Here is a 17428-nt window from a genome sequence, read left to right as displayed (position 1 = left end):
CGGGAAAGTTAATATGAATCCGCATGTATGGGTTCAATGGAAGTAGAATGCATGCATCTTCATGAATTTTGTTAATGAGGGAATCGGTTTAGTATTGTGATACGAAGCGAGCATTGTGATACGCCGGCTATACGTTGCGATGTGACTCACTAACGTTGTGATACGAGCGGTTTACGTTGTGATACGGAGCGAGCATTGTGATACGCCGGCTATACGTTGGGATGCGACCCGCTAACGTTGTGATACGCCGGCTTTACGTTGCGATGCGACACGTAAACGTTGTGATATGAGCGGTTTACATTGTGATACGAAGCGAACATTGTGATACGCCAGCTTTACGTTGCGATGCAACTCGCTAACGTTGTGATACGTGGGGTTTACGTTGTGATACGAAGCGAGCATTGTGATACGCCGGCTTTACGTTGCGATGCGACGCGCTAACGTTGTGTTACGAGCGGTTTACCTTGTGATACGGGGCGAGCATTCTGTTATGAGCGTTTTCCGTTGTGTTACGACGAGTAAGTGTAGTAATGAGTAACACCCTAACCATGCAAATCTAACTAAATGCTCTTAGCCTTCTCAAAGCAAATCTCACATTGGAAGTTGAGAAAATAGTGTGCTTGATTCATGGAGAAAAAAGGCAAAACAAAACCAACTAGCATGAAGCCAGTTGGTTCATTTACCATTTTACCCGATGGTCTTCCACACATCCGAGCATTTGGCGGATGCGGAGCGTAGAGCCATCTTGCAGCTGTACGGTGCCGTTAAAATAACCCACGAATTGATTCGCGATCCTTTTGACGTATTGGGCATTCAAGTTGGACGTTTGCTCAAAGAATGGTGTAAAGGAAAGATCCACTTGCGAAGTAAATTTTGTGCGAATGATCCAGGGTGTCATGAAATGTAGAGGGTCGGTCGTAAAAATCACATCTTCATGAATTTTTGTCATCCTTCCATCGACAAAGACTGCATTTTCCGTCATGCCAGTACCTTCTGTCCACTTTGCACCCAAATTCAATCCGATTCGACGTCCGCCTAACCGTTGAGAAGCCAAAGCCCAGTATCGTTCTGATTTCCGTGGCCATATACCGCGCCCGTAATCCAAAACGGCAAAACTATAATCTGGATTAAAATCATAGCGTCGGGACCCGATTTTTACAAAACCGGTAGTCGGCATGCTATGCATTTTCGCTGTGAATTGGAACAGATCTCGCTTCCGAGGAATGACAACATTCAAGGAATCATCTTGTTCGGGATGTTCGATATGCAAATCGGCATGCAGCACTTCATTATCAAAATCCTGAATGGTTACAGATAAGTGCGTTTCTCCTTGAATATGCACAAGTTGAACAGAAATCCGTTCGTTGATGAACTTCACGCTGCCAAGCACATCATCCGGCATTCTCACTTTCCGGCCAACGGGCAACACAACCTGCTTTTCATAGGAACGTTGTGTCTCGTAATCGAAAATAGAAACTAAACAGATTGCTGCATAATCAAAATGGCTGATGGACGCAGAAAATAGAAGGTCCTCACCGAACACACACCAATAATTCCACTTCTTTTTGCGCATGAAATGTCCCTTCAAATTACTCTCTACAAAAGGACGTCGAGCGAAGCCGATTGCTTCAGGATTCAACATTCCTTTCTTATCGCAGAGTGTAACAGGACCCGTAATTTCCCTTTCAGCATGTTGCAAGGAGAAAGCCCCCAATCTATTGTCTTTTACAACTGTCATTGTTATAATTTATAGTATAGCAGATAGTCGGGGCATTAGCTCAGCTGGGAGAGTGTCACGCTGGCAGTGTGAAGGTCACCGGTTCGAACCCGGTATGCTCCATAATGAATAATACGAAAAGAACCCTTGATGAATAAGGGTTCTTTTCTTTTGAAGAAAACTTTATTCATGATGTAAAAGTGACTGTTGATGTAAAATTGTATAACTGGAGAAAATAAAAACACTTAAAATTGTAAATGGGAAGCAAAGTAAAATGAATTATACTAATTAACAAATTATTTAGTTTTCCTTATTTTTTGAAAAATCTCTTGAATGTATATTTACTTCCACATTTTTCCTTGTAGGCGTATTTCCCTTTCCGTTCTTCTGTATGCGCAGAGATTGTCTGCTTGCCTGGAACGATGTACGCACCGGGTAATGCTTCTTATTTATATTTTATAACTCATGATTCAGATATTTTTCAATTGCTTAAGGGTCATCTATAAGTAATTTTTAACTAGCAATTTGTTTATGTTTTTTGAAATTTAATGTTTTCAGCATCTAGGTACTTAACCATTATAATTATAAAATCGATTACTAATATAAAAGTGTTAAAATAATATTTTTTGTGAATTTATGTTTTATTAATAAATGTTTTTAGGTGTTTTTATATATTAAACTCCCTTTTGTTTAAAATGTTTGAAAATTATAATAACAAAAATTAGATTAATGGTTGAAATAATTGCTTGAAAATTATATTATTGTTATACAAGGTCACTGATTTAATAATTATTTGTATAGTGTGCATAATACATCTTGCTAAGCTGTAAAATGTAAGTACATAAATATTTTGTGAGGAAATAAAGTATCAAGACAACTATTATTGCTTGCGTACAAAAAAAAAATCAAGTAGTATACATAAGTAATTAAAAATTGGAGGTAATCGAAATGAGTAGAGAGTGGTATGGTGTAAAGTGTCAAACATCCAATACAACTAAACAATATGAAGTAATTAGTGAATTATTGAGTATGTATGCAGATGCTATCACTAAATATTTCTCAGTCACCAATTCTTCTGATTACTCATCGATAGAATCCTTAGATAAGACCAAATTGAGTAAAGATAAACAGTTGTTTCTAGAGTGGTTTATAGTTAAAGGATTACCCTTTCTTAAAAGCTTAGCTGAACTACATCTCCCTGATAACGTAGAATTGATCTCTAAAATTGAGTACGACATGTATATTCTCGAAGAAGAGATGGATTTTCAATATCCTGATGATGTGCGATCAACTTTAATAAATATTGTTAATGACATGCCTGAATATATTAAAGCAGCTACAGAAATAGCTGTAACTGTAAATTGCGAAACACAAGATGGGAAGTGGGATTTTTATATATACGAACCATCTAAAAGAGTAATTTCAAATAGTTATCCGAATAAAAAGGATAATTATGAGTATATGTCGAAGTATGAAGAGTCCACTTTTAGTGCAGACTCTTCATTTTTTATTTTACAGGGGGTAAATTATGGGAATTTTGGAGTATTACAAAACTATTAAGAATAGTGTCCAATTGTTTGATGCTGAATTGATTAAATTGAACTGCAGTAAAAATGAAAGTTTAGGTAAGAAAGGTCATAATGAAGGGGAAAAGCTTGAAGTAAAGATTACTCTAAATAGAGAAGTTAAACTTATTTCTGATTCAGAAGCATATATTTATTTACACTCTGAAGTCGGTATAACAGATGGTCCTTTTAATTTTGAAATTACATACAGAGGATTGTGTTTAACTAGAGAGAAAATAGATGAATCTTCCTTTGAAGAGTATGCATATAATCAAGTTGTTCCTTTACTTCTTCCTTATGTTAGAGAATGTGTAAGCAGTACAATGGCTAGAATGGGATTACCTATCTTCACTTTACCTACTATTGATGTACTTAATACAATGGAAGCTAATTTGAAGACTAAAGAAATAGTAGAGGAATAAAAATTGTCTAACATAGATTTAATTACATTTGAAAGAATGGACTACACAATTTCTAGCCATGTTGTGGAATCTGCAAAGGAATTTGCGGATCTCTTTAAAAACAGAAAACCTTATGTTACACAGTATTGTTCGTTAATCAAAACTTCGAAGAGATGGGATATGCAAAATATAAATGACCAATTAGATAGATGGGTTAATAGAATAGAGAGGATTAGTGGTACTACAAAACTGGTTGCTATTGTTAAAAAAGCATTTGAAGGCTGCGAAAGCAACGAAGAAATAAGCGATCTCCGTGGTGCAATGGTTGAAGCATTGGTAATTGGTTGTTTCGGTGGCTCATCAAATATAGGTAAGAAAAATTATGGCTGGGGCGCCAGGGTTGATATCAATTTGCCTAGCGCTAAGGTGGAAGAGGTTATCTATAGATGTACTAATGCAACGAATGAAAATTGTGCTAATAGGTCAACGGTAGACTTTGGATATTGGAATGGTTATCACGGTGAATTTTACGAATGTAAAGTTCAACCAGCTAGTATTGGATGTAAGGAAATAAAATACATGGAGTATTTGAAATCTAAATTAAATACTCGAGGTATTAGTCATGAGGTTTTTTTCGTGTGTCCAGAACATAGTGATGAGATAAAAATAAAGCTAGATAGTTTTGACTTAGGTCCTCTATTTAAACCAATTGGTATACATGAACTCACTAACATGATGAATGCTGGTTAACGCTGATGTAAAATCACATAAAAAGAATAAAATCATAGTAAATGATTCGACGGATATAATAATAATCGTTGATATAATAAAATTTATTGTATGCTGTGTTAATTCGGACACCTTACTGAGAGTGTGGAGATCACCGGTTCGAACTTGGTTTGCTCCATTGCAAAGAACCACGTCAAATGAATGTTTGACACGGTTCTTTTCTTCGTTTACTTACTATTTCCTGTGTATACACTCGTCGTGTGCCGAGAGCAGACTGAATGATGAAAATGTAACTGGACAGCTCGTGAGATAGCTTCATACTGTAACCACTCGTTTGTTTATGGTTATCCACACATCGTGGAAAATATTTGAATTTGTAAGAAGGACTATATATATATAAATGGCGAATAGAGGAGAATAGGGAAGAACACAGCAAGAATTTCTATAAACAAAATAAATGGAGGGGGAACAGCGTGAAAAAGTTTTTACTATCCAGTTTACTATTGATTTTGGTTTTATCTGGTCTGAATTTTTCTAAAGGAGAAGCGGCAAGCGTAGTCTTCTCTGATGTGCCGACATCACATGGTTTTTATCAAGAGATTTCATATTTGCTAGACAAGGGTGTTGTCAGTGCAAGTAAGATATATGGCGTGAACGAACGGGTAACGCGGGCAGAAGTAGCCGTTATGGTTTCCAAATCTGTGGGGTTGGATGGAACTAAGCGAGCGACAAAATTCAAAGACGTACCAACAGATCATAATGCTTCTGGTTATATTAATTCGGCTGTAAAAGCTGGAATCATTTCAGGTTATTCAGATGGAACTTTTCGACCGGACGAATTGGTAGACCGTGGTCAAATGGCAATTTTTTTAGCGCGAGCATTTAATCTAAGCGTTGAATCTCCTACCGGTTTCAAAGATATGTCACCTTCCGTTGCGTCGTATTCATCTGTTAAAAAAATCATCCAAGCTAGAATCACGACAGGCTTCGCAGATCATACATTCAGACCTGCTGAAAAACTAACAAAAGGGCAAATATCAGCTTTTCTTGCGCGTGCAATGCAAGGAGGACAGCCAACTCAACCTACAACGCCTGCTATACCTAAGCCAGAGCCACAGCCGGATTTAAGTTCGGGTACGTATGTCATCCCGGATGCCCCAACAACATTTGCTAACTGTACAGCAATGCGTGTGTATTATCCATATGGTGTTCGTCTAGGTCACCCGGCTTATGCAGAGAAACATGATCGGGACAATGACGGATGGGCTTGTGAGAAGTGAAAAATCGTAGAAGAAAAACAAATTCACTAACTACGTGAAAGCCAACAGTTCAAACCGCACGCTTCATTAGAAGGAACCTTCTCAAGTTAAGTTTGGTAAGGTTCTTTTTAGTCTCTTTACTTAGCCAAAGGGGGGGATGGAAAATTGGAAGGGATATTGTTTTATATAAGGAATGAATTCGGTAAACAATTGTATGAGATTTTCGAGGGCATTGTAGACCCATCTTGGTATTGGTCAGTTGCTCCGGAAGAAGCGTATTTTTCTGATCCAGTAAGTGGACTCGGTGCTCCTTTTTTTGGAGAAACAGATGCGATCATGGATGGATCGACATTTATGAATCATATTTCTAGTGAAGACTACCTGTTAATTTTCGCCGACATAAAAGCATTTCCTTCATTAGAAAGCGTGGTAGAAATTACGGATGAAAAAGAGTTCATGGAGAGTACCTGCAAACTGGGGTTAATCGTCAGTGATTCAGCACAAGTAATTGTCTACTCTCGGGATAAACAACTCCTTTTGAATATTGTTGACCGAGCAAAATCTGTGGGCTATGAAGGCATTAAGTTTATGGAGAGAGAAAATCTAATTGCCGCTGTATGGGGATGGCTGCCGAAAGATTGAGCGAGAAAAATTATGGTGAATAGCATATGGATCGTTTATTTAGCTAGTTATCTACTGGATGGGATGCTCCGCTAACCGGAGAACTATCTAATTGCTTTTTGCTATGAGTGATAAAATTAATTCCAACTCAATTTAATTTTATTCGAGGCTTGATAAATCGAGGGGTCACATCAGAAGAAGCACAGAAGCAATATGAAGCCGAGCTTCTTTTTTCTCAAGTATTTAACATAGATTCCGCGTTGGTTTGTGCGCCAAACATGAAGATTACTTTTGGAGATATTGTGAGTATTCTTACTTATTCGCATATGGAGTAAGAGCGCGCTGTCTTTGAATAGTGCCCAATTTTTTAGCAAGAGAAGGTCGTCTTTTGGCGATCTTTTTTGTGCAAAACTTCTTCGTGTAATTCATTGCATCAAGGGTAAACTTGCTCATTTACTAAAAACTTCAGCCAAATGTGTCACCGATTCCACAAAGCCGGCACGATTCAGTAGTGAATAAATACTATAGCAGTATAGTGAAAGGTTACAGTCTTTCATTTAGTAAATCGAAAGGATGGAAGGAGTTGAAGCAATGCAGTTTGTGAAGCCATGTGAAGGCTATATTACGAGTCTTTATAGTAGTGCGCGTTTGAATCCGGTAACGAACAAAGGTGTGAGACCGCATTGGGGAATTGACTACGGATCGGCGACGAATAATAAAATCTGGGCAGCGGCTAGTGGCTATGTTCGCTATATTGGGTGGGGACATGCCACTGCGGGCAATTATATTGTCATACGACACCCAAATGGATGGGAGACCGCGTATTTGCATTTACAGACAATAGCCGTATCGACCAAACAATACGTTTCTCAAAGTCAGTACATTGGCATGAAAGGGAGCACTGGAAATTCAACGGGCGTTCATCTGCACTTTGAAATGAGTAAAGGGACGTGGCCGGGCGGTTATGCCAATCACGTGAACCCTGCTCTATATATCATCGATTCTACAGTTAAGGTTGTGCAAGAGCAGTTAAATCGATTGGGCTTCGCCACCGATTGTACTGCCGATAGGGAAGGAGGAGATCATGTTGGAACTCAACCAACGTCAACGAGAAGAATTGGCGAATGTGTATCAATATGCACGAGAGCTTGGCGTATTTTCTTCTGATGAACATGAGAAAGAAATGAGAGAGGGGAAAATGACGGTGTCCAAAGCCATTTACTTAAACGGGTTAATTGCTGGAGCTGCACTTGCAGATGGGAAAAGAATAGGTGGATAAAAAAGTGCGTTTCAAAATAGTACGATAGTGTCTAGAAGTCATCCTACTCTCCTTTCTATACGAACTCGAACAAACGCTTTTGTAATGAATAAATTAGCTAGCACATACTTCATACTACAAGTTAGAGTAATGTACAAGTCATGCTTTTTAATGTTAAAATAACTACAGTAGTTTGAAAAGGAGATGGAACAATGGGTAAATTAGAAGAAAAAGTTGTTATCATTACCGGCGGAGCTGGTGGGATTGGTAGCGGCATGGCAACAGCAATGGCGAAAGAAGGCGCAATAATTGCGATTGTCGATTTGAATGAAGAAGCCGGTGAAAAGACGGTCGCTGAATTACAAACGATTTCTCCAAAGTCCACATTCATTCAAGCAAATTTAATGGATCACCAAAACTTAGGTAAAATTGTTGAGAAAGTGATTGATCAATACGGTAAGTTGGATGTGTTAGTGAATAATGCGCATGCATCTAAGCAAATGACGATTGAAGATGCAACACAAGCAGACCTTGACTTATCATTCGGTACAGGATTCTATCCGACGTTCTACTTGATGCAAGCGGCACTTCCATACTTAAAAGAAACAAAAGGGAATATCATCAATTTCGCGTCAGGAGCAGGCCTTGCAGGACATGAGACACAAGGTGTTTACGCGGCTGCGAAAGAAGCGATCCGTGGCTTGTCTCGCGTAGCGGCAAATGAGTGGGGCAGATTTGGCATTAACGTCAACATTATTAGCCCGATTGCAAACACACCAGGCGTTGAAGCTTGGGCGAAAGCGCAGCCTGAGTATTACGAAGCGGTACGAAGTAAAATTCCATTGGGTCGTTTCGGTGATATTGAACAAGACATCGGTCGTGTCGCAGTATTCTTAGCATCCGAAGACTCCCAATACATTACAGGACAAACGATCATGGTTGACGGTGGGTCAATCATGTTGCGATAAGCTGTCGCTCAGCCTGTGCAAGAAGAAGATCCGTGCAAACGGGTCTTTTTTTGCATGGGCTCACATGTATGTTCATACGCTGTTAGTAGGGGGTGGTAGGCATATGTACAATCGAGAGGCTGCGGTTCGGTATGCGGATGAATGGTGGAATGGTCGCAATCCGGCATTTCCGTCGTTCGATGTGGATTGTACGAATTATATTTCGCAATGTTTACTCGCTGGAGGTGCTCCGATGTACGGGCAGCCAAATCGAGAGCGTGGCTGGTGGTTACAACGTGGGAACAGAAATTGGAGTTTCAGTTGGGCGGTCGCTCATTCGATGCGTTGGTATTTAGCAGGCTCCAAAAAAGGGTTAACAGCTAAACAAGTCAGTTCGGCGGAGGAGTTGGATCTTGGAGATGTCATTTGCTACGATTTCCAAGGAGACGGTCGTTTTGATCATACAACGATTGTGACGGCGAAAATGGGGAATGTTCCACTCGTCAATGCACATACGTATGACGCGTTTCATCGGACATGGGACTACAAAGACTCCTATGCATACTCCCCAAATGCCAAGTACGTTTTCTTTAAAATAAACGACCAGTTTTCATAATGATAAGACGGATACCTCAACAGGCATCCGTCTTATTTTAATACCACAATACCGCAAGCGTTCCTTCTCCTGCATGTACTGCGAGCGTGGAACTGATATCCCCGATAACGACTTCGAGTTGAGGCGCTTTTTCTTGAATCATTTGTTTTAACTGGTTTGCTTGTTCTAATACATTTCCTTGCATGAGATAAATTTTTCCTTGGCCGGAAGGATGCGCTTCGATCACTTTATCGACTAAATATTGAAGCGCTTTCTTTTCGGAACGGACTTTGTCAGTTGCTTCTAGTTTCCCTTCAGACGTAATTTGAATGACCGGTTTGACTTTAAGCAAACTTCCGAGGAAGAACTGTACGCCATTCATGCGTCCGCCTTTGTACAATTGCTCGAGTTGTCCCATGAGGATGTAGTTATTCAAAGTTCCTGCCATCTTGTCGAGTTGTGCTTTAATGTCTTCGACAGAAGCGCCGTCTTCGTATAACTCCATTCCTTTTTCCAACAATCCAGTAATACCGTAAGAGAGGGAAAGAGAATCGACAAATGTTATCGGGAAATCTGCAATTCCTGACCCTGCGATAGATGAAGCCAATGTTCCGCTCAATTCGCTCGATAAATGCACGGCTATTGCCTGTTCATAGTTTTCCGCGATTTCCTTAAACTTTTCCGCGAATTCTCCAGCTGAAGGTTGAGAGGTTTTCGGGAACTCTGTTGCGTTTTTTATTTGCTCATATAACTCTGCAGAAGTCAGGTCAACTCCGTCAATAAATTGCTTTTCCCCGAAATGTATATTTAACGGGATTACATAAAAATCAGGGTGTTGCTTCAATTCTTCTGGTATAAATGCAGTGCTGTCAGTTATCCATGCTAATGGTTTTTTTGTCATTACGTCAGCCATCCTTTTCGAAACTTTCACTTCTTTCATTACTATACTACAGAAAGTAATTTCATGAAATAGTATTTGGGCATTTTGGTAGAGAAAATCCTAATCGTCCCTTACATTTCCACGAAACTTCAAATCATGTATAATGGTGAATAGTATGTTTTAAAGGAGAGTTCTTATTATGAATGAACAAGCATTGTCGATTAGGGATGCAATTGTTAACCGTCGTTCGATTAAAAACTTTAACGGTCAGCCGGTTGATCTCGAAAATATAACAAGTATTTTAGAGGATGCAATTTGGGCACCGACTCATGGATTGCGCAACCCGTGGCGCTTCATCGTCGCTGCGAATAAACAATATGCCAAAGTGTTAGATGTGCTGAAAGAATACGGAGTGCCAAAGTGGAAAGAGCTTTCGGATGAGGACTTAGAAAAACAGATGAAGAAGTTTAGCGCAGCCGGAGCGGTCGTTTTCGTCATCGTTCAAGAAGATGCGCGTCAAAAAGAGCGTCTTGAAGATTTTGCGGCAGCAAGCGCACTTGTTCAAAACGCAATGCTTCTTGCGTGGGATCAAGGAATCGGTACGTGCTGGAAAACACCACCTTTCTTGGACAACCCGAAATTCCGCGAAGAGCTCGGTGTAAAGCCGGGGGAACGGATCATGAGCATGTTGCAATTCGGGTATTTTGATGAAATTCCTAAACCCCGCACACGTACACCACTAGAAGAAATTGTTACCTATTATGGAATGGAAGATGAAGAGACTAGCGTTGAAGTAGAACAATAAGTGTAAAAGCCGCGTGCAGACAAGTTGCAATTCACTTGCTGGCACGCGGCTTTAGTTAATTCAAGAAAAAACTTATTTTGTTAACGCGTCTTTTGAGAAGTGTGCGAGCTCGCAATAGTAATCCCCGATTACACGAAGTCCTTTATCGAAGTTCTCTAAATGGAAGTGCTCGTTTGGTGCATGGAAGTTTTCGCTTGCAAGTCCGAAGCCCATGAGCACGACAGGCAAGTTAAGAATTTCGTCAAATGCAGCAACGATTGGAATCGAGCCACCCATGCGTGTGAATGCAGTTGGGACGTTGTACACTTTTTCGTAAGACTTGCCTGCTGCTTGAATTGCAGGATGGTCGAATGGTGTGATGAAGGGCTTTCCTTTATCGAATTCACTTACCGTTACGGTTACGCCTGCAGGCTTATGTGCTTCGATATGGGCTCTTAGTTTTCTCACGATATCTTCAGGATCTTGGTCAGGAACGAGCCGGCATGTGATTTTTGCCCCCGCTTCAGAGGGTAAAACCGTCTTAATGCCTTCGCCTGCAAATCCACCAAATACGCCATTTACTTCAAGTGTAGGGCGAGTCCACGTTTGCTCTAAATACGAATAGCCTTTTTCTCCGAATAATGCTTCCACGCCAATTTCTTGCTTAAGTGCCTCTTCGTCGAAATTAAGAGCTTGATACGCTGCACGTTCTTCATCCGCTAACGGCCGTACATCCTCGTAAAAGCCATCGACTGCAATCGTGCCTTCTTTGTCATGGAAAGACGCGAGTATTTCAGAAATAGCGTGAATCGGATTTTGTACACCGCCACCGTAAAGCCCTGAATGCAAGTCGCCCTTTGCACCTTTAACATCAATCTGTACACCGGCTAAACCGCGTAACCCGTAGCAAATTGCAGGTTTTCCAGGACCGTACATGCCTGTATCAGAAATGACGATGATGTCCGCAGCCAATTTCTCTTTGTTTTCTTCAATATATTTTTCGAGGTTCGGACTACCGACTTCTTCTTCACCTTCAATAATGAATTTAATATTCACTGGCAAGCTACCGTTTTCATGCATTAACGCTTCAACTGCTTTAATATGCATGAACACTTGGCCTTTATCATCGCTCGCCCCACGTGCATATAATTTATTGTCGCGGATTTCGGGGTCAAAAGGACCGCTTTCCCAAAGATGCAACGGGTCAACCGGTTGGACATCATAATGTCCGTAGAAGAGAATTGTCGGTTTGCCTTCCGCATGAAGCCAATCACCGTACACAACTGGATGACCATCAGTTGCGTCGATTGAAGTGTTTTCCAAGCCTGCTTGTTCGAATGAATGCTGTAACCATTCAGCTGCTTTTTGCATGTCCACTTTGTGTTCAGACAGTGCACTAATGCTAGGAATGCGAAGGAAATCTGTTAGTTGTTGCAAATGCTCATCCCTCTTAGATGTGAAGTACGTATCAAGTTGTTGGTATTGATCCACTCTAATCCCTCATTTCAATTATTATTTCGTGAATAGAAACAGTATAGCATGTAGAAAAGGATTCGAGTGATTCTAACGGACGAGTGACGGATAAGTATGTTATGATATGTAAAAGTTACAAAAAGAACAAGCTGTTGAAGACTAGAAAATCCTGGAGGAATTACTTTTGTTTATAGCACTAGGGTTCTTTTTATTCATGTCGTTCTTCCTGTCAGGAAGTGAAACGGCACTCACTGCAGTCAACCGAATGAAGGTACAACTTCGTGCCGAGCAAGGTGACCGCAAGGCAATTACCGTAAGAAACCTCATCGCGAAGCCAGATCGTATGATTACGGCGATTCTAATTGGGAATAATATTGCCAATATTATGATGCCGACAATTGTTACGATGATCGCAATTGATAAGAATTTAAAAGTCGGTGTATTGACGGGGATATTAACCGTCGTTCTCATTATCTTTGGTGAAGTCTTGCCGAAAACAATAGCAGCAACATTTGCAGACCGGGTCGCGTACATAGTAGCTCCAGTCATTACAATCCTTGTAAAAATACTTATTCCGTTAACGGCGTTACTTGCGATGTTTACAAATGTGTTTATCCGCATTATCTCAAAAGGGACTGTGACGGAAGCGACATTGACGAAGGAAGAGCTTCGTTCCATGGTAGATATTGCTTCGACGGAGGGAACATTTGAACAGGAAGAGTCGCAACGGTTAAAAGGCGTGCTTGATTTTCCTGAAAAAGATGTATCAGACGTTATGGAAACGCACCGTACAGATGTCATTGGTTTGCCAATTGACTCGACATACGAAGAAGTGCGAGACACCATTCTCGAACACTTTTATACCCGTTATCCGATTTACGAGGAAAGCATTGACCGGATTGTCGGCGTGTTTTATTCTAAAATGCTCATTGAATGGTCAATCCATCCAGAAAAGAAGTTGTCCGAGTTGATGGATAACGAGCCGTTGTTTGTTGTTCAAACGGCTAGTGTTGAGAAAGTGTTCAAGTTGATGTTAGCAAAAAAGAAGCATATGGCAATTGTTTTGGATGAATACGGCGGCACGCTTGGCATTGTGACGCATGAAGACATCATTGAAGAAATGATTGGTCAGGATATCGAGGATGAAACAGACTTTGACGAAGAGGTACTTGTCTATGAAAAAGACGAATCTGTACTTGTTTGTCACGGTCGACTGGAAATCGTGGATGTCATTGAAATGTTCGATGTAGAATTACCGTCAGACCATGAAACAATTGGGGGATTTGTCATGCAGGAACTCGGTCACGTACCTGAACCGGGTGAGCGCTTTACATTCGAAAATCTGTTTTTTGAAATCATGGAAATGGATCGCAGTCGAATTGTAAAAATGAAGATTACGAAACGAACAGACGAAGAATAATAGATGAATCCTGTGAATTCGGTGAAAGCCGAGTTTGCGGGATTTTTTGTTTTTGTTTTTTTTCTTGCTAACAAGCGTCCTCCGCTTTTCAAGTGTCTAGCTCCGAGTGGCAGCTGCTCGGGTCGCTTCGGAAATGAAGCAAAAGGCAAAGAGCGCCTTTCGTTCATTTCTTCCGACATACAGGATGTGTTAGTGCCGACGTTGCCACAGGACGTGGCGTTCTTAGTCGGCCATCGCCTGTCGCAGCTGAACGCCACTCTTCGCTTTTCATTACTTACATTTTTGTAAGTTAAGTGAAAGGGAAAGCGATAGATTGTAAGGGGGCTTTTGCTGATAATAAGGGTAACAGTTACAAAACGGAGGGCGTTACTGATGAAAATGGATTTAACAGAGCTGTATGAACAATACGGCCGCTATATATATCACTTATGTTTAAAATTGACACGTAATAAAGAAGAAGCGGAAGATCTCATGCAAGATGTGTGGGTGAAAGTTGTCCGTTACAGTGGAAAGATGGACAGTGTTGATCGTATGAAAGCTTGGTTGACAACGATTTGTATGAATACATTCCGCGATCGTTATCGTAAAGATGTGCGAAGAAGTAAGCACGTTATGAACCAACCTGATACATTGGACGTTCCGATTCTCGATTTGGTTCCCAGCGATAATCCGACGCCTGTCGAAATGATTGAGCAAAGTGACATTCAACGCATGGTGCAACAAAAGATTGGCGAGTTAGACGGGATTTATAGGACAACGATTGAGTATTTTTATGTCCATCAATACTCGTTAATTGAGATTGCAGAAATGATGAAAGTATCGATCGGAACTGTGAAATCCCGCTTGTTCCGCGCGAAAAAGTATTTAAAAGATTTAATGATGGATGATTCTTCGGTGCGGGAATATGTTATTGCGTAACGAAAAGTGTCGGCTTCATGCCGATGCTTTTTCTTTTTGGGCAATTTTATTATTTTAAGGAATGCGGCGTTTTAGCCTATGTATGCCGCGTTTGAGAAAAGTATGCTTTGTTTGTCCGTTTTATGCCGTGTTTGAGGGATTTATGCGGTGTTTACCCGACTTATGCGGAAATCGTTTGATTGGCTAGAGTTGATTTGTACCGCGGGTGGAATTTGTTGAGGGGATTGAAGTCGCGCAGCAATGCTTTTTACAAATTAGAGGTTTGGTAGATAAGCGGAATGCGGCGTTTGCGGGAGTTATGCGGCGTTTTAGCCTATTTATGCCGCGTTTAGTAGAAGTATGCGTTGTTTGTCCGTTTTATGGTAAGCGTTAATCGAAATACACCTTATTCTATTTGTTTGTCCATGCAATACTGGTAGTAACTTTTAGAAACAGAGAGGTGTTTGAGATTGTCAGAATTAGCGAATCCATCCGCGATACATGATGAAAAAGATGCTCGCTGGATTGAGATTATTGAACAGTGGAAGGATAGCGGTATGACCATGTCAGAATGGATCAGGGGGCAAGATGAAGTCACCTATTATCAACTAGTGAACGCTAGAAGAAGACTTTATCCAGAAGAAGTTTATGGAACTGGAAAACCCAATACTTGGTCAGCTATTACAATGGAGTTGCCGTCCTCTTCTATGAATGTTCATGTAAATGGTTTATATATAGAGGTCCCTCCGGGATTCGATCGAACACTTCTATTGGAGATTGTGGAGGTGTTAAAAGATGCGAATTAATCTCGAGGGGGTGAAAGGTGTTTTCCTCGCACACGGCTCAACTGACATGCGTCTTTCAATGGACGGTCTAGCAGCTCGTGTACAAGAAACTTTTGAATTAGATCCTTTTTCTTCGAACCTTTTTATTTTCTGTAATCGCCAACAGGACCGAATAAAAATCCTTCACTGGGATCATAATGGCTTTTGGCTCTACTATCGAAGACTCGAAAACGGTACATTTAACTGGCCGCAAGGTCCAGAAGATGAGACCATGCAAATTACACCTAGGCAATTAATTTGGTTACTTGAAGGGTTAACATTGGAAGACGGAAGAGTATTTCCGAAAATGAATGTAAAAAAAGTTGTCTAACCGCATAAAGATTATGGTAAATATGTCGATATTTATAATATGAGAAACCTAAATGATCACTCACCCCAATTAACTGAACAGGATACAAAGATTGCGGCTCTTGAAGAGGAACTACTCTGTCTAAAAGCAATCATAGCTAGGTACGAAGAGATGTTTCGATTACAAAAGCAACGCCAATTCGGAGCTTCAAGTGAGAAGTTTCCGAGTGGTCAATTGACACTTTTTGGTGAGGAAACATCACATTCTTCTACCCTGGAAAATACGACAGTGCAAGGAACTTCAAAAGCTTACAATCAAAAAAAAAAGAAACGAAAAGTTCGGGAAAGCCTAAACAATGAGCTACCTGTAACAGTCGTTCACCACAGCCTGCCCTTAAAGGAGCAGGCCTGTTCAGATTGCGGTCATTCTATGCATGTGATGAAAAAGAATCCGCCGTGAAATCAAGATCATCCCTGCTCGCGCAGAGATTGTCCAACACGAACGTGACGTTTTCTCTTGTCGAACATGCGAGAAAGAGAATACTCATACACCAATTGTAAGAGCTTCAATGCCAGAAGCTGTCATTCCTAAAAGCATGGCATCACCTTCAGCGATTGCTTATGTGGTGACGCAAAGGTATATGTATGCCACGCCACTACATAGGTTGGAGGCACAGTTTCGCCAATTGGGTGTTCATCTATCTAGGCAGACGATGTCCAATTGGTTAGTCCTTTCTACAGAGGAACTACTTCGTCCGCTCTACTCTGCGATGCATCAATTTATTTTATCGCTTCCAGTACTTCATGCAGACGAGTCAACACAACAAGTTTTGTACGAAGAGGGTAAGCAGCCTTCTTCGAAGTCATATATTTGGTTATACAGGACTGGGAGGATTGGGCCTCCATGTGCCATATATGTATATTCATCAACTCGAAGCGCTACTAATCCAAAACTCTTTTTGGAAAATTTTAAGGGAACGCTTCATACAGATGGCTATTCAGGCTATGAGGGGTTGGAAAACGTTAGTCTCTCAGGGTGTTGGGCACACTTAAGGCGTTATTTTGATAAAGCTGTAAAAGCTGCCCCAAAGAACAAGAAAGAAGCGCCCACTCTTTCAGAATTAGCACTTATGAAAATTGGAGAGATTTATAAAATTGAAAGAAAAATCACCTCTCAATCTTTCGCAAAGCGCCGTAAGGTGCGCCGCAAGGAAAGTTTACCACTCGCAGAGGCTTTTTTCGCATGGCTTCAATCCATTCAACCAATAGTCACACCGAAAAGCCAACTAGGTAAAGCAATTAAATATGGAATCAATCAAAAAGAGAAGTTACTGCGTCCTTTTTTAGATGGAATACTCGACATTGATAACAATAGAGCAGAGAGATCAATCAGACCATTTGTATTAGGACGGAAAAACTCACTATTCTCGATTACTCCAAAAGGGGCTCAATCTACTGCCATCCTTTATAGTATCGTGGAGTCGGCGAAAGAGAATAAGTTAAATGTCTTAGCCTATCTAGTTCACCTCTATGAAACGCTTCCTAACATTGATAAGAACAATGTGAATGAGCTTGCAAAATTGTTCCCTTGGTCGAAAAAGCTGCCGGAGCAATGTTACCTATCTACAAATTAAAGGATTCATTACTAAAATAAAGGATCTGCACCCGGAAAAACAGGTGCAGATCCTTTTACGCTTACGTTTTATGCTGAGTTTGAAGGATTTATGCGGCGTTTACCCGACTTATGCG

19 protein-coding genes, 1 tRNA gene and 1 pseudogene are annotated in these 17428 nt (G+C 40.6%); 18 read left to right on the top strand and 3 right to left on the bottom strand.

The window, feature by feature from the left end; genetic code table 11:
* Window positions 1-679 precede the first annotated feature (679 nt).
* A complete protein-coding gene (locus tag ACVHUV_RS01295) occupies window positions 680-1699 on the bottom strand; it encodes a DUF2804 domain-containing protein (RefSeq protein ID WP_462085857.1) in 1020 nt (339 codons plus the stop codon).
* Between the two features lie 68 nt (window positions 1700-1767).
* Here ACVHUV_RS01295 and ACVHUV_RS01290 point away from each other — a divergent pair.
* The 10 genes and pseudogenes from ACVHUV_RS01290 (at window position 1768) to ACVHUV_RS01245 (ending at window position 9113) form a co-directional block, all read left to right on the top strand.
* Window positions 1768-1840, top strand: a tRNA-Ala gene (locus ACVHUV_RS01290).
* Between the two features lie 825 nt (window positions 1841-2665).
* The gene (locus ACVHUV_RS01285; protein WP_462085856.1) at window positions 2666-3277 is read left to right on the top strand and encodes a hypothetical protein; all 612 of its coding nucleotides are present in this window, start codon (window positions 2666-2668) and stop codon (window positions 3275-3277) included.
* Window positions 3246-3704, top strand: a complete 459-nt coding sequence (locus tag ACVHUV_RS01280) for a protein-export chaperone SecB (RefSeq protein ID WP_462085855.1) — start codon at window positions 3246-3248, stop codon at window positions 3702-3704. Before ACVHUV_RS01285 ends, ACVHUV_RS01280 begins: the two co-directional genes overlap by 32 nt.
* Window positions 3705-3707: 3 nt before the next feature.
* Entirely contained in the window at window positions 3708-4433 is a 726-nt protein-coding gene (locus ACVHUV_RS01275; protein WP_462085854.1) for a hypothetical protein, read from the top strand.
* Window positions 4434-4885: 452 nt separating this feature from the next.
* Window positions 4886-5692: an S-layer homology domain-containing protein gene (locus ACVHUV_RS01270; RefSeq protein ID WP_317944667.1), complete on the top strand. Its 807-nt coding sequence runs from the start codon at window positions 4886-4888 to the stop codon at window positions 5690-5692.
* A gap of 144 nt (window positions 5693-5836) precedes the next feature.
* Window positions 5837-6313, top strand: a complete 477-nt coding sequence (locus ACVHUV_RS01265) for a DUF2691 family protein (RefSeq protein WP_462085853.1) — start codon at window positions 5837-5839, stop codon at window positions 6311-6313.
* A gap of 137 nt (window positions 6314-6450) precedes the next feature.
* Window positions 6451-6627 (top strand): annotated as a pseudogene (locus ACVHUV_RS01260) (class I SAM-dependent methyltransferase); the annotation flags it as partial.
* Window positions 6628-6883: 256 nt separating this feature from the next.
* Window positions 6884-7459: a M23 family metallopeptidase gene (locus ACVHUV_RS01255; RefSeq protein WP_462085852.1), complete on the top strand. Its 576-nt coding sequence runs from the start codon at window positions 6884-6886 to the stop codon at window positions 7457-7459.
* 303 nt (window positions 7460-7762) lie between these two features.
* Entirely contained in the window at window positions 7763-8518 is a 756-nt protein-coding gene (locus ACVHUV_RS01250) for an SDR family NAD(P)-dependent oxidoreductase (RefSeq protein WP_317944661.1), read from the top strand.
* A 103-nt stretch (window positions 8519-8621) separates the two neighbouring features.
* Window positions 8622-9113, top strand: a complete 492-nt coding sequence (locus ACVHUV_RS01245; protein ID WP_371390884.1) for an amidase domain-containing protein — start codon at window positions 8622-8624, stop codon at window positions 9111-9113.
* A gap of 37 nt (window positions 9114-9150) precedes the next feature.
* Here ACVHUV_RS01245 and fakB read toward each other — a convergent pair whose 3' ends face one another.
* Window positions 9151-9993, bottom strand: coding sequence for a fatty acid kinase binding subunit FakB (fakB, locus tag ACVHUV_RS01240; protein WP_462085851.1), 843 nt, complete (start codon window positions 9991-9993; stop codon window positions 9151-9153).
* Between the two features lie 178 nt (window positions 9994-10171).
* On the opposite strand from fakB, the gene ACVHUV_RS01235 reads away from it, so the two are divergent.
* The gene (locus ACVHUV_RS01235; protein WP_462085850.1) at window positions 10172-10777 is read left to right on the top strand and encodes a nitroreductase family protein; all 606 of its coding nucleotides are present in this window, start codon (window positions 10172-10174) and stop codon (window positions 10775-10777) included.
* Between the two features lie 72 nt (window positions 10778-10849).
* Here ACVHUV_RS01235 and ACVHUV_RS01230 read toward each other — a convergent pair whose 3' ends face one another.
* Window positions 10850-12247 carry a dipeptidase gene (locus ACVHUV_RS01230; protein WP_462085849.1) on the bottom strand — a complete coding sequence of 466 codons (1398 nt, stop codon included), beginning with the start codon at window positions 12245-12247 and terminating at the stop codon, window positions 10850-10852.
* Between the two features lie 166 nt (window positions 12248-12413).
* Here ACVHUV_RS01230 and ACVHUV_RS01225 point away from each other — a divergent pair, with 166 nt between their 5' ends.
* The 7 genes from ACVHUV_RS01225 (at window position 12414) to tnpC (ending at window position 17313) form a co-directional block, all read left to right on the top strand.
* Window positions 12414-13649 carry a hemolysin family protein gene (locus ACVHUV_RS01225; RefSeq protein WP_317944652.1) on the top strand — a complete coding sequence of 412 codons (1236 nt, stop codon included), beginning with the start codon at window positions 12414-12416 and terminating at the stop codon, window positions 13647-13649.
* 3 nt (window positions 13650-13652) lie between these two features.
* Window positions 13653-13937, top strand: a complete 285-nt coding sequence (locus ACVHUV_RS01220) for a hypothetical protein (RefSeq protein WP_462085848.1) — start codon at window positions 13653-13655, stop codon at window positions 13935-13937.
* An 84-nt stretch (window positions 13938-14021) separates the two neighbouring features.
* Window positions 14022-14567 carry an RNA polymerase sigma factor gene (locus tag ACVHUV_RS01215; protein WP_317944651.1) on the top strand — a complete coding sequence of 182 codons (546 nt, stop codon included), beginning with the start codon at window positions 14022-14024 and terminating at the stop codon, window positions 14565-14567.
* 449 nt (window positions 14568-15016) lie between these two features.
* Window positions 15017-15352: an IS66 family insertion sequence element accessory protein TnpA gene (gene tnpA / locus ACVHUV_RS01210; RefSeq protein ID WP_317946915.1), complete on the top strand. Its 336-nt coding sequence runs from the start codon at window positions 15017-15019 to the stop codon at window positions 15350-15352.
* Window positions 15342-15701: an IS66 family insertion sequence element accessory protein TnpB gene (tnpB, locus tag ACVHUV_RS01205; protein WP_317946914.1), complete on the top strand. Its 360-nt coding sequence runs from the start codon at window positions 15342-15344 to the stop codon at window positions 15699-15701. Before tnpA ends, tnpB begins: the two co-directional genes overlap by 11 nt.
* A 39-nt stretch (window positions 15702-15740) precedes the next feature.
* On the top strand, window positions 15741-16139 hold the full coding sequence (locus ACVHUV_RS01200) for an IS66 family transposase (protein WP_462085665.1): 399 nt from the start codon (window positions 15741-15743) through the stop codon (window positions 16137-16139).
* The gene (tnpC, locus tag ACVHUV_RS01195; protein WP_462086837.1) at window positions 16129-17313 is read left to right on the top strand and encodes an IS66 family transposase; all 1185 of its coding nucleotides are present in this window, start codon (window positions 16129-16131) and stop codon (window positions 17311-17313) included. Before ACVHUV_RS01200 ends, tnpC begins: the two co-directional genes overlap by 11 nt.
* Window positions 17314-17428: the final 115 nt, after the last annotated feature.

The sequence above is a fragment of the Sporosarcina saromensis genome, assembly GCF_054901285.1.
This window is presented reverse-complemented; position numbering and strand designations above follow the sequence as displayed.